General features: G+C 71.9%; 11 protein-coding genes. 1 reads left to right on the top strand and 10 read right to left on the bottom strand.

Annotation, left to right across the window (positions count from 1 at the left end):
• Positions 1 to 51 precede the first annotated feature (51 nt).
• From OHN74_RS26885 to pstC, 10 genes are all read right to left on the bottom strand, one after another.
• Entirely contained in the window at positions 52 to 966 is a 915-nt protein-coding gene (locus tag OHN74_RS26885; RefSeq protein ID WP_327697155.1) for a DUF3152 domain-containing protein, read from the bottom strand.
• On the bottom strand, positions 963 to 1,940 hold the full coding sequence (locus OHN74_RS26880; protein ID WP_327697154.1) for a hypothetical protein: 978 nt from the start codon (positions 1,938 to 1,940) through the stop codon (positions 963 to 965). The genes OHN74_RS26885 and OHN74_RS26880 overlap by 4 nt, the downstream gene beginning before the upstream one ends.
• 57 nt (positions 1,941 to 1,997) lie before the next feature.
• Positions 1,998 to 2,501, bottom strand: a complete 504-nt coding sequence (locus OHN74_RS26875; protein ID WP_327697153.1) for a SigE family RNA polymerase sigma factor — start codon at positions 2,499 to 2,501, stop codon at positions 1,998 to 2,000.
• 204 nt (positions 2,502 to 2,705) lie between these two features.
• Positions 2,706 to 3,482 carry a phosphate ABC transporter ATP-binding protein PstB gene (pstB, locus tag OHN74_RS26870; protein WP_443060575.1) on the bottom strand — a complete coding sequence of 259 codons (777 nt, stop codon included), beginning with the start codon at positions 3,480 to 3,482 and terminating at the stop codon, positions 2,706 to 2,708.
• 149 nt (positions 3,483 to 3,631) lie between these two features.
• Positions 3,632 to 4,546 carry a sortase gene (locus OHN74_RS26865; protein ID WP_327697152.1) on the bottom strand — a complete coding sequence of 305 codons (915 nt, stop codon included), beginning with the start codon at positions 4,544 to 4,546 and terminating at the stop codon, positions 3,632 to 3,634.
• 86 nt (positions 4,547 to 4,632) lie between these two features.
• Complete coding sequence (locus OHN74_RS26860; RefSeq protein WP_327697151.1) at positions 4,633 to 6,615, bottom strand: Ig-like domain repeat protein; 1,983 nt, start codon at positions 6,613 to 6,615, stop codon at positions 4,633 to 4,635.
• A 152-nt stretch (positions 6,616 to 6,767) separates the two neighbouring features.
• Positions 6,768 to 9,455 carry a hypothetical protein gene (locus tag OHN74_RS26855; RefSeq protein WP_327697150.1) on the bottom strand — a complete coding sequence of 896 codons (2,688 nt, stop codon included), beginning with the start codon at positions 9,453 to 9,455 and terminating at the stop codon, positions 6,768 to 6,770.
• Positions 9,452 to 11,233, bottom strand: a complete 1,782-nt coding sequence (locus OHN74_RS26850) for a phosphate ABC transporter substrate-binding protein PstS (RefSeq protein WP_327697149.1) — start codon at positions 11,231 to 11,233, stop codon at positions 9,452 to 9,454. Before OHN74_RS26850 ends, OHN74_RS26855 begins: the two co-directional genes overlap by 4 nt.
• On the bottom strand, positions 11,233 to 12,639 hold the full coding sequence (gene pstA, locus OHN74_RS26845) for a phosphate ABC transporter permease PstA (protein ID WP_327697148.1): 1,407 nt from the start codon (positions 12,637 to 12,639) through the stop codon (positions 11,233 to 11,235). The genes OHN74_RS26850 and pstA overlap by 1 nt, the downstream gene beginning before the upstream one ends.
• A gap of 16 nt (positions 12,640 to 12,655) precedes the next feature.
• Positions 12,656 to 13,672, bottom strand: a complete 1,017-nt coding sequence (gene pstC, locus OHN74_RS26840) for a phosphate ABC transporter permease subunit PstC (protein WP_327697147.1) — start codon at positions 13,670 to 13,672, stop codon at positions 12,656 to 12,658.
• Positions 13,673 to 13,900: 228 nt separating this feature from the next.
• On the opposite strand from pstC, the gene OHN74_RS26835 reads away from it, so the two are divergent.
• Positions 13,901 to 14,704 carry a class I SAM-dependent methyltransferase gene (locus tag OHN74_RS26835; RefSeq protein WP_327697146.1) on the top strand — a complete coding sequence of 268 codons (804 nt, stop codon included), beginning with the start codon at positions 13,901 to 13,903 and terminating at the stop codon, positions 14,702 to 14,704.
• Positions 14,705 to 14,763 lie beyond the last annotated feature (59 nt).

The raw sequence follows: 14,763 nt of genomic DNA, 5'->3' as shown, positions 1-14,763 counted from the left end.
CGTAGGTACGTAGACGTCCGTAGGTCCTGGCGCGGACGCGGCCCCGCCGACTCAGGGCACGGCGGGGCCGCTCAGATAGCGGCCCCGCGTGTCGTACGGCCAGGCGTTCGACACGCAGCCCTTGAGGCCGTCGATCTGCTGCATCATCGCGGGCGCGGGGCGTCCCGGTCCCGGGCAGGTCTCGTGCCCGCGGCCCAGCCAGTGGCCGACCTCGTGGTTGACGATGAGGGCGCGGTACTCGACCGGCGGTCCGTCGAACTCGGGTGAACCCAGCTGCCAGCGCTTGAGGTTGATCACCACGTCGGTGCCCGTACGGCAGTTGACCTCTCCGATGTGGTCCGCCTGCCGCACGTTGCACAGCTTGTCCGTGGTGTTCGCGGTCGCGACCCGGAATGTCAACTCGGCCTCCGCGCCGGTGACTTGACGGAAGCGGGCGCCAGACCGTCGCCAGCCCCGCTGGTCGTCGAGGACGGCGGCGATCTGGCGGGCGGCGTCCGCCGGGTCGACTCCCGCGCCGTCCTCGACCTGGACGCGGAAAGGGGTGCCGGAGGTAGGCCCGGTGACGGTGAGCGGGGCCGTCCTGAAGGTGCCGGGGCCGGACTCGGGGATGGTGGGCTGCGCGGAGGAGCCCTTCCCGGACCCTGAAGTGCGCTCGGCGTCGGGGGACTTGGGCGACTCGAAGGCCTCGGGAGACCCGGCCGAAGTGGAGTCGTCGGCCGGCGGACTCGTCCCGTCCGTCCCGACGGACGGGGTGGGCACGGCCGGTGTCAGGACCGCCTCCGGGGCTCGGGCCTGCGACGCGGTGTCCGGCAGCAGCCGGGGCAGGAGCACCGGCACCGCCGCCGTACCGAGCGCGGCGAGACAGACCGTGGCGCCGATCGCACCGATACGGGTCCGGCGCCTGCGCCGCCGCCGTAACGCGCTCAGTCGGCGCGATCCGTTCACTGCACGTCGTTGCTCACTCATCGGGGGGAACCGCCTGTCTCGTTCGTACTGCCGGTACTGCTCGAATCGGTCGCCGAGGAGGGCTCGGCGCTGGAGGGCTCGGCTGTGGAGGGCGGGGCGAGGGAGGGACCGGTCGTGGATTCCGTCCCGTCTCCCGCCGCGTCCTCCGCTTCGTACTTCGCCTGCAGCACCTCGTACTTCGCCTCGGCCAGCAGCGCCGACGTGCTCGCCGCGGCCACCAGCTGGTCGATGCCGACGGGTGGGGAGACCCTGGCGTCGCTGTCCGGGCCGACGGTCAGCTCGACGGTGCTGTCCGCGTAGAGGTAGCTGACGCTGACGGACCGGACGCCCCACAGGTCGGGGCCCGACACGACGACCCGCCCCTCGATCCGGCCGGGCAGCCACGCCGTACGGCAGGTCATGGCCGCCTTGGGCGGTTCCGGGCAGTCGACGAGGGCGTCCACCCCGCGCCTGACCCGGAACGTCACCGGGAAGATGTGCCCGTCGATCCGGCCGGCGAAGAGATCCGTGCCGGCCGGGGAGACGGTCCCGATCAGGTCGCCCAGCGCTCGGGTCAGTGCCTTGGCCGTCCGCACCTGGCGGGCGGCATTCGGCGTCGGCTCGGACACCGGGCCGGGCGACGTCGTAGTCGGCGGCGTCGTCGTCGCGGAAGGGGCAACAGGCGGGGCGACCGCCGGGTGGGCGGACGGGGACGCGGGATCGCTCAGGCCTCCGCCCACGGTCAGCGCGCCGCTGAGCAGCGCCGAGCCGATACCCCCGATCGCGAGGACCCCGGTCACCGCGCCGGCCACGGCGGCCCGCGCCCGGACCCGGCGGCGCCTGCCGAGGCGTACCGCCTCCTGCGTCAGATCGGGCAGCGGGGCGAGCCCGGCGGCGGCCCTCTCCATCAGTTCCCGCAGCTCCCCGACCAGTTCGTCGTCGGGCCCGGCGTCCGGCTCGGGCCGGTGCGGTCGGCCCGGTGGCGTGTCGTGCACGGATGTTCCTCTCTGACGCATCGGCGCTGGCGGGATTCGGGCCAGGGGTAAGGGAGTTCAGTACTCGGCGGTGTACACATGGGCTTCGCCGAGCACCGCGCGCAGCCGGGTCAGGGAGCGGGAGCACTGGCTCTTGACGGTGGACTCACTGCACCGCAGCTGCGCGGCCACCTCCGACACGCTCAGGTCCTCCCAGTAGCGCAGGACGACCATCGCCCTTGCGCGGGGCGGGAGTTCACCGAGCGCGGCCATGAGCGTGACGCGCAGCTCGGGTCTGGGCGCGGCGGGCGCCGGGTCGGGGCGGGCGTGGGCGAGCAGATCGCGCAGCCGTCGCCTGCGCTCGTGCAGGAACAGCCGGGTCAGCACGGTACGGGCGTAGGCGTCGAGGTGCTCGGCCCGGCTCGCCCGGTGCCAGTGCTGGAAGAGCCGGGCCAGCGTGGACTGGACCAGGTCACGGGCGTGTTCGCGGTCGCCGCAGAGCAGATACGCCGTCCGGTACAGCCGCTGCCGACCCGCCCGCGCATACTCCTCGAAGTCCCGCTGCCGGACCGTCGCCGACATCCACTCTCCCTTTTCCTTTTCCCGTCCTGCGTATGGCTGTTGAGCTCACATGCCGCAAAGGCACACGTGCCTGATACGCATCACGCCCCTCACACGCCTCACAGGTCTCTGTCTCACCTGTTCTTGAGCGTGCTCGGGGCGGAAAGGTTGAAAGGAGTCAGGGAAATTTTCTCGTGGGCCGGACAACTGCCGTGGCCTGTGGGTTCAGCCGAAACGGCCCGCCACGTAGTCCGCGGTCCGCTGGTCGTGCGGGGCGCCGAACACGTCGTCGGTGGGGCCGTGTTCGACGATGCCGCCGGGCGTGCCCTGTTCGGCGAGGAAGAACGCGCACTGCTGGGAGACGCGGGCGGCCTGCTGCATGTTGTGGGTGACGATCACGACGGTCACCTGGCCGGCGAGTTCGTGGATCGTCTCCTCGACGCGGCGGGTGGAGGTGGGGTCGAGGGCCGAGCAGGGTTCGTCCATGAGGAGGACCCGGGGGCGAACGGCCAGCGCGCGGGCGATGCACAGTCGCTGCTGCTGGCCACCGGAGAGCGCGCCGCCCGGCTGGCGGAGCCGGTCACGCACCTCCTTCCAGAGGCCCGCCCGGGTCAGCGACTCCTCCACGATCTCGTCCTTCTCACGGCGGCCGGTACGTGTTCCGGTCAGCCGCAGGCCCGCCACCACGTTGTCGTAGATCGACATGGCAGGGAACGGGTTCGGCTTCTGGAAGACCATGCCGATCCGGCGTCGCGCGTCGGTCAGCCGCCAGGACGGGTCGTAGATGTCCTCGCCGTCGAGGAGCACCTCGCCCGCCAGCGCGGCCGACGGGATCATCTCGTGCATCCGGTTGAGGGTGCGCAGGAACGTCGACTTGCCGCAGCCGGAGGGCCCGATGAGCGCGGTGACCTGACCGGCGGGCATCGTGAGGGAAACCCGGCTGAGCACCTGGTGGCTGCCGAACCAGGCCGCCACGGCACGGGCTTCGAGGGTCGCGGGCACGCCGGCCGCACCGGCCGATGCCGGAGCCGGCACGGCGGGCAGGACGATCGTGTCGGTCACGGAGTCGGTGACGGATTCGGTCAGGGCGTCGGTCACGTCGGGTACCTCGTGTCGGAGAAGTCGGGGCGCGGAAGGCGTCGCGGCGGGGCTCACAGCAGGTTCGGCAGCAGCTCGGTGGCCCGGGTGGCGACCTGGAGACCCAGGACGGCGACGACCGGGGCGAAGACGATCCACGTCTGGTGCCGGCCCCACCGGTGCCAGGTCCACACCGCGGCGACCGCCGCGAGCAGCAGGGCCTGGAGCCACATCACCAGCGGCCAGGGCACCCCCGAGGGCCGGGCGAGGGGTTCCTCGGCCTCGGGCAGGGTGCCGGAGCGGATGACGGCCGCCGGGGTCTCGGCGGGCGCGGACACCAGATCGGCGTCGACGCGCAGGACACCGTCCGGCATGAAGCGCGGGCCGGTCGCGGTGACCAGCACCAGGCGCCCCTTCCCGGCGGCGAGGGCGGCAGGCGCCGGATCACCGGCCCGCCGTACGCCGGTGACCTGGTACTTCGCCTTGCCCTGGCCGGTGACGACGGTGAAGCTGTCTCCCGCCGTGAGCTCGGCCAGTCCCCCGAAGGGGCCGTCGTAGGCAGCGGCTCGGCCCATCAGCACGCTGGTGCCGGCCTGACCGGGCATCGGGGTGTCCCGGCGGTGACCGGGGCCGTCGGTCAGGACTGCGGAGTCGGTGCCCTCCAGGACGACCTGGGACAGGTGCAGGGCGGGTACGTCGATCAGCGCGACCGGTGTGCCCGGTGCGAGCAGCCTGCCCTCCTGGTCGACCTGCGCCACCGGGGCGGTGCCCTGGGCGAGTTGGTCGCGCAGGGCGTCGAACGCGGCCTGCTGGGCGCTGTGTTGCTGGATACCGCTGACCAGCAGCAGCTGTGCGGTGACGCCGAGCAGCAGGGCGGCGAGGCTGAGCAGGCCGCCCCGGGCGAGGTGGCGCACGACAGTGACACTCGCGACGCGTGTCCGGGACGCGGACGCTGCCGGTACGGGCGTGGTCTGTACGGCGACCGTCACGGCGGCCCGCCTCCTTCGCGGTTCAGGGGTTCGGGGAGTGCGTCGGGGGACCGTGGCGGCGGTCCCCCGACGGGGTGGGGCTGGAATCAGGTGGACTTGACGACGAAGTTCGGGCCGCTCTTCGAGTTCACCGTCGTCGAACCGGCGTAGAAGGCGTGCAGCGTGTGCTTGCCCTTGGCCAGCTTCGGCAGGGTGACGGTCACCTTCCCGGCGCTGAGCGTGCCGGTGGCGAGGATGCGGGTGCCCTCGTAGACGCGGACCGTCCCGGCGGGCGTGGTGCCCGTCGCGGTGGCCTTCACCGTGACCTTGGCGGCGGCCGTGTGGCTGATCGAGGCCGGGGCGGTGGCGGTGACGGCAGGGGTCGCCTTGGTGACCTTCAGGGAGACGCTCACCGAGGAGGAGTTGAGCTTGGCGGCGCCCGCGTAGGAGACGGTCAGCGTGTGCGTGGCCACCTTGAGGTGGTTCGACAGGCTGACGGTGACCTTGCCGGCGCTGTTCAGGGTGCCGGTGCCGAGGGTGGTCGCGCCCTCCTTGACGGTGACCTTGCCTGCGGGGACGACGCCGTGGGTGCCGGTCACGGTGACGGCGACCTTCGGGGCGACGCCGTACGCGGTGGTGGCGGCGGTCGCCTTCGTGGTGCTGGCGTACTTGACGGCGCCGGTCCAGGAGGCGGCGTCGCCGGTGCCGATCAGGTTGGCGGCGGCGACCGAGGCGGTGTAGGTGCCGACGGCCAGGCCCGTGAAGGTGTACGACGTGGTGGTGGCCGGGACGTCCTTGGTGGCCACGACGCCGCCGTCTGCGCCGAGAAGCGTCACGCGGTAGTCGGTGACGGGCTGGGCCGGGGCGGGGCTCGGAGCGGTCCAGGCCAGCTTGACGCTCGCGTCGCCGAGGGTGGTCTTCAGGACGGGCTTGGCGGGCGTCTTGGCTTCGAGGCCGCTGATCTCCAGGCCGCCGACCTTGGCGTGCTTGGCGAGGTTGACCGAGCCGTTGTACGACTCGTTCACGAAGCCGAACTTGGCGATGACGGCCTCGGAGGCGTCGGAGGCGAGGGCCGCCTCGTGGGTGCCGCTGGTGACGAAGACGTCGTAGAGGTCCTTGTCGAAGAAGACGCTGCTCGGGTCGATCGCCCGGGTCGGGACGACGTTGTAGACGTCGCGGCCGAAGGTGGGGTTCTCGTAGTAGCCGCCGACCGGGGCGAGCTTGCCGTTGACCGTGGTGACCGGGCTGGTGGCACCGGAGTCGCCGGGCAGCGTGACGCTCGCCAGGTGCGCACCGGCGGCGATCGCGGTCTTGCTGTGGTCGGGGGCGATGTCGTTGCTCTGCGCTATCCAGCTGCCCACGGAGAACGGCACGAGCGAGCCGTCCTGGGTGAGCGCGGCGTCGGCCTGGTTCTCCTGGACGGTCGGGATGCTGGTGTCGACCGTGTTCTCGGCGAGGTTGATCGCCCCGAGGAAGAACTTGCGGGTGCCGGAGCCGCTCTGCGGGAGGACCGGGTGCACGGTCTGGCCGTTCACCTTGTGGTCGCTGCCGGCCGCGTAGACGTCGTGCAGCTGGTCGACCGTCAGGGTGTCGAGGCCGGAGCCGCGGACCGCGACACCGACCGCGTCCCGGGCGAACGGGATGTAGGTGAGCGCGGTGCCGGAGACGCTCGGACCGCCTGAGGAGCGGGCGAAGTCGACCTGGCCCTTGACGGAGACGCCCGTCGCGTTGGGGAACAGGTCGCCCGTCAGCGACATGCTGAGCGCGGTCCGGCCGGGGCCGGAGCCGTTGGGCCGGGTGAACGTCGTGCCGCCCGTGCGGGTCTGGATGGTGGCGGAGCCGATCGCGTCGTACGAGGCGAGGCCGGCGCCGGCCGTCGACTTCACGGCGGAGCCGGCGTAGCTCTTCTCGTTGACGGTGTCACCGGCGAGGGCGTTCAGGACGTCCTGGGTGGTGTCGGAACCCACGCCCACGAGCTGGCGGAACGTTCCGGCGGGGGTGGGGTCGGCGGACGCCGGGCTCGCGAGAGCCAGCGTGCCGGACACCACAGCGGCGGCGACCATGGCCGCCGTGAGGCGCGTTCTGCGCATCGAGGTTCTCCTGTTGTGCGTCGTGTGGAACCGATGGATCTGGCAGATCTTGCGGGTATGGCAGGGTGGTACGGGCTGTCCGCCCCGACTGCGATTCGGGGCGGGCGGCCGTCTGTGGGGAGCCCCGGCCGGTGGGCCGGAGGCTCCGGGGCTCAGCCCCGGCCGGGTGGCAGCAGCCTGCGCAGCCGTTCCGGCAGGGTGAGTTGAGGGACGACGGTCACGGTGCGACCGCCGGGGAGCGGGACCCGGAGCGGCAACCGCAGCCTGCCGCCGCCCGCGAAGGGCGCCCCGATACCGGCGGCGGCGCCGAGCGCGGCGCCCACCGGGACGGCGTAGCGCAGCGCGTTGGCCGGGTCGGCGGGCGTGGTGCCGAGGGCGGTGGTCTCGACGGCCTGGCCGCCGCCGTACGAGGGCCGGTCGCTGGGCTTCGTGCTCGCGCCGCCGCCGGACGCGGCACCGACGGCCGCACCGCCGTCGGTCGCGGTCCCGGCCTGTGTGCCGCCCGAACCGCCCAGGCCGCCGGAGGTGCCGGAGCCTCCGCCGGACGTGTCGCCGCCACTGGACCCCCCGCTCGCGCCACCGGAGGAAGAGGAGCCGCCCGGGTCTGCGGACGGGCCGGTGTAGTGGGCGAGGTCGGTGGCGGCCTTGACGGTCCTGTCGCGGAGGGCCTTCGGCAGCGGTGCGTAGCCGCCCGGGAGGCGGCCCGGGTCGGCGCCGCTCATCTGGCCCTTGCCGGCCGCGTACGTCAGCAGGGTCGCGTAGTCCTTGCGGGCGGCGGCGTCGAGCTTCGCCGGGCGCACTGCCGCGTAGACGAGCTGGGCGAGCGGGTACGCGCCCTTCGCGGTGGCCTTGGCCGGGACGATCTCGGGGGCCTTGGCGCCGGACGCGCTCGCCGCGGCGGCGATGAGGGACGCGGGGGTCGGTGCGGTGAACCGGCCGGCGGCGTTGCGCAGCCGAGCGGTCTGGAGGCCGTAGCGGGCGGCGGAGGCCACGTCGGTCACCGTGATCACGAACCGGGAACCGACCGTCTGCGGACCGGGGGTCTTGTAGGAGGGCGGGCTCGCCAGCGGGTCCCAGGTCGCCTTCCAGAGGCTGTCGGCGCGCCGGGTGTGCAGGGCGCCGGCGTGCATGTCCGAGACGTACGGGTGGAAGTCGATCATGCACTGCTCGGCGGTGGCACCGGTGCCCGGCGGGATCGTGCACCACGGGTCGCTCTTGGGGTACGTGTCGATGGCGGCCGGGTCGAAGGCGAAGCCGGTGGGGTTCACGTCCGTGTTGGTGCTGAAGTACGGGTTGACCTTCATGCCCCAGTCGTCGGAGACGCCCGCGAGGAAGTTGCGGGCCTCCTTGTCGGAGACGATCCACTGCCAGACCGCGCGCGCCGAGTCGCTGTGCCCCAGCGCGGTGAGCAGGTCGGTGTCGGTGGCAGGGGTCTCCGGGACCGACAGTTCGGCGAACTCCGGGTTGAGCGCGATGAATTCGGGGTCGCTGGCCAGTCCGGCCGGGTTGTTCTTCGCCCAGCCGTAGCCCTTCGCGGCGGTGGAGCCGACGACCGCTCCCCAGGGAGAGTTGCGGTAGGACTCGGTGAGCAGCTTGGCGACCAGCCGGGGGGTCAGATCGAGCGACTCGACCTTGGTCCCGGCGAGTTTGCGGATCGCCTCGGAGGCGCCGGCCTTGGGTCTGCGTTCGACGGTGAAGCCGATGACGGTGCCCGAGAGCGTGGTCGGCGCGTAGACGGTGGGGTCCGCCGGGGCGGTCGTGCCCGGGTCCGTGCCCAGGGCCCGGGTGGTGAACGCCAGCCCCGAGGTGCCGTCGGCGATGAGACGGGCGCGGGTGTCGGGCTCGCCGAGTTCCGTGTAGCCGTACACCTTGCCGCTCGGGCAGAGGGCGGTCTGCCAGCTGCTCATGGCGTCGGCGGCGAGTTCGCTGCCGCCGGTGGCACGCTCGTCGGAGCCCAGCGCGCAGTTGGCGCCGACAGTGTTGAAGTCGAGTTTGACGGCGACGCGGTTCTTCCAGTTGGTCGCGGAGACCGGGGAACCGGCGTTGACCTGGCTGGTGTCGGCGTAGGGCTTGCCGTCCAGGTCGAGATGGCCCTGCGGGACGATGACCAGCCAGCAGGAGCGGGGCTTCACGGTCCCGTTCTGCCGGACGGGGGTGCCGCAGCCGAGGTGCGGGGCCTCGTTGGCGGTCTGCACCTCGACGTACTCCCGGCCGGTGCCGTCGGCGCCGGTGCGGGCGAAGTCGACCTCGTTGGTGGTGTTGCGGTTGAACAGGGCGTTGTTCTGGGTGCCGGAGGTGATCAGTGTGCCGTCGACGGCCTTGAAGGGGACCTCGCCGAGACCGGACACGTTGCCGGCTCCGTAGCGGTCGTCCTGGCCGTAGTTGGTGGGGGCGGCGCTGTAGAAGACCTTGCGGGTGTCGTCGTACTCGTTGCCGGGCCAGCTGCCCCGGTCGGTGGTCGGGGATGCGCCGTACTGGCACTGGGTGCGCGAGGGGCCGGGGTTGGCGGGGACGGTGCCGTCGTCGTCGCCCCAGCACTGCATGATCTGTACGAAGTCGGTGTTGAACAGGGTGCCCGCGAGGGTGGTCGGGGTGCCGCCGGTCCAGGAGACGGTGACCGCCTGGCTGGTGAGGTGCTCGGTCTGGCTGACGGTGAACTTCATGTCCTTGAACTCGCCGCGTCCGGAGACGGTGACGGCCGAACCGCTGCCCGTGTCGGCGGTCGCGGGCGGCGCGGTCTGCGCGACGGCGAGCCCCGCGAGGGCACCGACGGCCGCACCGGCGACGAGGCGCGTCAGCAGTCGACGTATCCGCTTGTTCGCCTTCACGTGCATCCTCATCGCGAGTCCCCGTCCGTGGTGTGGGCGGCGTCGGTACGGGAGTCGCCGTCGCCGCGAGCGCCGAGCGCCCGGGCCACGGCGGACGGCAGCAGGACCAGCCCGAGGATGAGCAGTGCCGCGAGGAGCATCAGGGTCTGGGTGCCGGTCCAGCCGCGGCGGCCGGCCACGGCGACCGGCTGGGACAGAGCGATCGTGCCGTCGACGGCGCTGCCGCCGCCCGGGCCAGTGGCGGCGCTGCCACCGGAGGACGCGGACAGCACCTGCCCGGTGTCCGGATCGACGGACGGCTGCCCGGTGCCGCCCCCGCTCGCCGCCGCGCCGCCCGCCGCACTTCCGCCGGCCGCCGAGCCGCCGGTGCTCCCCCCGGAGGTGGTGCCCCCAGCCGCCGTACCGCCGGTCGTGCCCCCGGACGAAGTACCGCCGGTACCTCCGGAACCGCCCGAACCACCGCTCCCCGATGCCGGTTTGGCGCCGCCGCTGCCCGTGGTGCAGGGCGCGGCGCCCTTCTTGTCGCAGGCGGCCGGGTAAGGGGCGGTCTCGGCAAGCCTGTTGCGGCCGTCGGCGCTGAAGGTGGGGTTGTTGCAGCCCTTGATGTTGATGTTCTGCGTCTTCACGCCGGGGATCCGGCGGATCTGGTCGAAGCCCGCCTGCACCAGGTTGATCGGCAGCGGCGAGTAGCCGAGCTGGGGCGCCTGCTGCTGGCCCTGGCACATGAAGTAGTAGGAGAACGCACCGAGCGTCTTGCCCTTGTCCTTGGTGAAGGTGCCCTGCACCTTCAGCGGCAGGATCATGTACGAGTAGCTGGACAGCGGGTAGTTGCGCTTGTCGGTGTCGTTGTAGACGCCTTCGAGCTTCTGGGTGAGGTAGTCGGCGGAGGCCTTGTCGGTGTTGATCCTCGCCTTGAGGAGGGAGACGGCGACGTTCTTCGGGGTCGGCTCGGTGTAGTAGCCCGCGTGGTTGAGGACCTTGGCGACGGGATAGCCCTCGTTGAGGGCGTACGAGTAGTTGACGTAGCCGATCGCGCCTTCGCCGTAGTTCTGGGCGACGTAACCTGCCACACCCGGGTCGCCCGACTGGGCGATCATGCCGGGGACGGTCGGGTAGTACGAGGTCTGCCCGCAGGCGCCCGCTCGGCCGACCTTGGCGCAGTAGGCCTTCCACAGCGACGTGTGCTGGTTGGCCATCCACATCGTGAACTGGGCGGTGGAGCCCGAGCCGTCGGAGCGGACGACGGGCACGACGGCGCGGTGCGGCAGCTGCAGCCCCGGGTTGTCGGCCTTGACGACCGGGTCGTCCCAGTACTTCACGACCCCGGTGAAGATCTTGGTGACCACGTCACCGGAGAGACGGAGGTTGGTGACCTTCCTGCCGTTGACCGTCAGGTGGTACATGAAGGAGGTGCCGCCCGCCACGATCGGCATGTAGGCGTAGCTGCCGGAGGACGGGCGCTCGGCGGCCGAGCCGTCGGTCGGGTTGGTCTGGAACGGGATGTCCGAGACGGCGAAGTCGACCGTGCCGCTGAGAAACTGCCGACGGCCGTCGGAGGAGCCGCTGCCTGCGTAACTGATCCGCATGCCGTACTGGTTGACGGCCTTGCGCCACTGTTCGATGGCGTTCTCCGCCCAGGTGGAGCCGGCCCCGGCGACCGGGGTGTAGCTCTCGGCGGCGGCGGGCGCGGTTGCCGGCCCGGCGAGCAGCGCGGCGACCACGCCGAGCAGGACGGCGAGAGTCGCCGGCGCACGCAGGCGCCGGAGAGCGGTGGTGAGGTGGCTGGGCATCAGTCGGTCTCTCCGGGGGCCGGTGCGGGGGTGGGTGCGGGTCGAGGGGTGGGCGCCCGGCCTCCGGCCGGGCCGTCGAACCCACCCGCATCACCCGTGCTGCTCTCGTAGTCGGGTGCGGGTGGCCCCTGGGTGACGTCCTCGCCGTCGGCGGCTGCCGCGGGTTCGGAGGCGGAGGCGGAGGCGTCGAACAACGACAACCCGGCCGCGGACGCGGGTACGTGCAGTTCGTCGAAGCGGGCGACGTCGCGGCGGGAGGCGCGGGCGGTGCGGCGGGCCTGGCGGCGGGTCTGGTGACCGGGGCCGCGTCCGCCGATCACCCGGGCGATCACGAACAGCACCAGCACCATGGTCATGAGCACGGCCGCCGCGCCGAAGCCACGGGCGATCATCTCCGGCTGCGGTGACTTGACGAAGTTGAAGACGGCCAGCGGCAGGGACACCATCGGCCCGGCGGTCGGGTCGGCGTTGAGCGCCGCCGTGAAGCCGGCGGTGAGCAGCACGGGCGAGGTCTCGCCGATGCCGCGCGCGGTGCCGAGGATGACGGCGGTGGCGAGCCCGGAGCGGGCGGTGGGCAGGACGACGTGCCACACCGTGCGCCAGCGCGGCGCGCCGAGCGCCTCCGCCGCCTCGGTGAGCGTGCCCGGTACGAGCCGCAGCACCACGTCCGAGGCCCGGATCACGATCGGCAGCATCATCACGCTGATCGCGAACCCGGCCGCGAGGCCCGACTTCTGCATACCGAGGCCGAGGATCCAGACGGCGTACACCATGAGGCCGGCCACGATCGACGGCAGCGCCGTCATCGCCTCGACGATGGTGCGGACGAAGCGGGAGAAGCGCCCCGGGATCTGGTTGAGGTAGACGGCACAGGCCAGTCCGAGCGGCACGGTGATCGTCAGCGCGATGGCGATCATGATCAGCGTGCCGACCATCGCGTGGGCGATGCCGCCGTTGGTCAGGGGATCGAGCGGGCCTGCCGCCTGCATGTCCTGGGTGAAGAAGTTGCCGTGCGGCAGGGCGTCCTTGCCGCGCCAGGCCGTGAACCCGACGACGAGGACGAGGGCGGAGAACAGCAGCGTGGCCGCCGTCCACAGCACGACCGTCATCACCCGGTCGCGTACGGCCTGCCCGTCCTCCTCGAACCCGGTCAACACCGCGTAGACGGCGAGGAAGACGAGATAGGCGGTGATGACGAAGCCCAACGTGCCGGAGAACGGGGCGAGTTCACCGAACAGCAGGATCGTGACGCACAGCGCGGAGGCGGCGGCACCAGCCAGCGACAGCACGGCGGAGCGACTGACGCCGCCGATACGGCGGGGTTGTTCGGGGGGCGGTACGGCTTTCACTGCTTCCGGCGCGACGGGCCCGGTGAGCGCATCGCACTCGGCAGAAGCTGCTTCCACGGCTACGACAGTCATCTCATGCCTCGCTCTGGGCGCCGGAGCGGGAGCGGGCCGCGACGGACGAGGCGGTGAAGTTGACCGCCAGGGTGAGCAGGAACAGCGCCAGGCCCGCCGCCATCAGCGCCGACATCCCGAATTCCGAGGAGTCTCCGTAGTGCAGGGCGATCAGCGAGGAGACCGAGTTCGAGCCGGTCTGCAGGACGTGCGGCTGGATGGTGAAGACCGGCGAGATGATCAGATAGACCGCGATGGTCTCGCCGAGCGCCCGACCGAGCCCCAGCATCGTGCCGCCGATGATGCCGCCCTTGCCGTAGGGCAGGACGACCGAGCGGATCATCCCCCACCGGGTGGCGCCGAGCGCGTAGGCGCCCTCCCGCTCGCCCGCCGGGGCCTGGGAGAAGACCTCGCGCATCACCGAGCACTGGATCGGCGCGACCATGAGCGCGACGACGATCCCGGCGACGAAGGTGGACGCCGTGTACACACTGTCGGAGGCGAGCGGATCGCCCGGCTGGACGCCGTCCACTGTGAACAGCGGTATCCAGCCGAGCCAGTCGGACAGCCAGCGCGACAGCCCGATCACATGCTGCTGCAGAAAGAACAGCCCCCACAGCCCGTACACCACGGAGGGTACGGCGGCCATCAGGTCGACCATGCTCACGAGGGTGCGGCGCAGTCCGCGCGGGGCCACGTCGGAGATGAACAGGGCCGTGCCCACGGCCAACGGTACGGAGATCGCCACCGCGACGAGGGCGATCAGCAGGGTCCCGGTGAGTACGGCGGCGATACCGAAGTTGTGAACGTCCGGCTGCCAGGCGGCAGTTGTGAGGAACGCCGGGCCCCGGGCATGCAGAGCCTGCCCCGCCCTCAGCAGCAGGAACAGCCCGACGGCCGCCATGACGGCGAGGACGACAACCCCCGTGGCCGTCAACTGGATCCGGAAGACCCGGTCACCGAACCCCCTGGCGGCGTACAGCCGCCGAGGCACGGGTCTGTCGGACTCCGGTCTGCCGGAACCCACCTGCGTGGACACCACGTACGCCCTTCAAGAAACGGAAACGACTCTCCCCACGGGCACCGAAGGCACCACGCGGGGAGAGTCAATGGCCGGATCCTGTCGTGCCGACGCGTCACATGTGGACATCACGTGAATGAGCCATGTCAACCTGGTGGGGCAGCTGTGGAGACAGGTCGGACATCACCCGGGCCGGAAACCGACCTTCTCCGCGATGAGCGGCGAGCATCTCCTACGGTGGGCTGCATGCCTTCTTCCCCGCCAGAGCCCAAGAGCCCTGAACTCCACCCGACAGCAAGGTCGTTCGGCACCGAAGCCACCCGCTACGACCGCGCCCGCCCCCGCTATCCCGAAGCCCTGGTGCAGCGCATCGCCGCCACGTCGCCCGGTCCCGACCTGCTGGACGTCGGGACCGGCACCGGCATCGTCGCCCGGCAGTTCCAGGCGGCGGGGTGCCGGGTGCTCGGGGTGGAGGTCGACGCCCGGATGGCCGAGTTGGCGCGGCTGAGCGGGGTCGAGACGGAGGTGGCGGCGTTCGAGGAGTGGGAGCCGGCCGGGCGGGCCTTCGACGCGGTGGTCTCCGCACAGGCCTGGCACTGGGTGGACGCGGTCGCCGGCGCGGCGAAGGCGGCCCGGGCTCTCCGCCCCGGAGGCCGGCTCACCCTGTTCTGGAACGTGTTCCAGCCCCCGCCCAAGGTCACCGAAGCCTTCGTCGAGGTCCACGACCGCGTCCTGCCGGACATCCCCAACCTCTGGACAAGGCCGGCCCTCGACACCTACTCACCCCTGTTCGCCGAGGCGGCCGACGGGATACGGCAGGCGGGCGGCGCGTTCGGCGAGCCGGAGGAGTGGCGGTACGAGTGGGAGCACCCGTACACCCGCGACGAGTGGCTGGACCTGCTGCCCACCCACGGCCGCACCAACGGGCTCCCACCCGCCCGACTGACGGAACTGCTCACCGCCACCGGCGCCGCGATCGACGCACTGGGCGGCGAATTCACGGTGGGCTACACGACGGTGGCCATCACGTCGGAACGAGCGGCTTCCTGACGAGAACCGCGGCCACGACGAACCCCGCCATGTGCGCGACGACTTCCACAAGGGGCTCC

Source organism: Streptomyces sp. NBC_00459, from assembly GCF_036013955.1.
In the GTDB taxonomy this organism is placed as follows: Bacteria; Actinomycetota; Actinomycetes; order Streptomycetales; family Streptomycetaceae; genus Streptomyces.
This window is presented reverse-complemented; position numbering and strand designations above follow the sequence as displayed.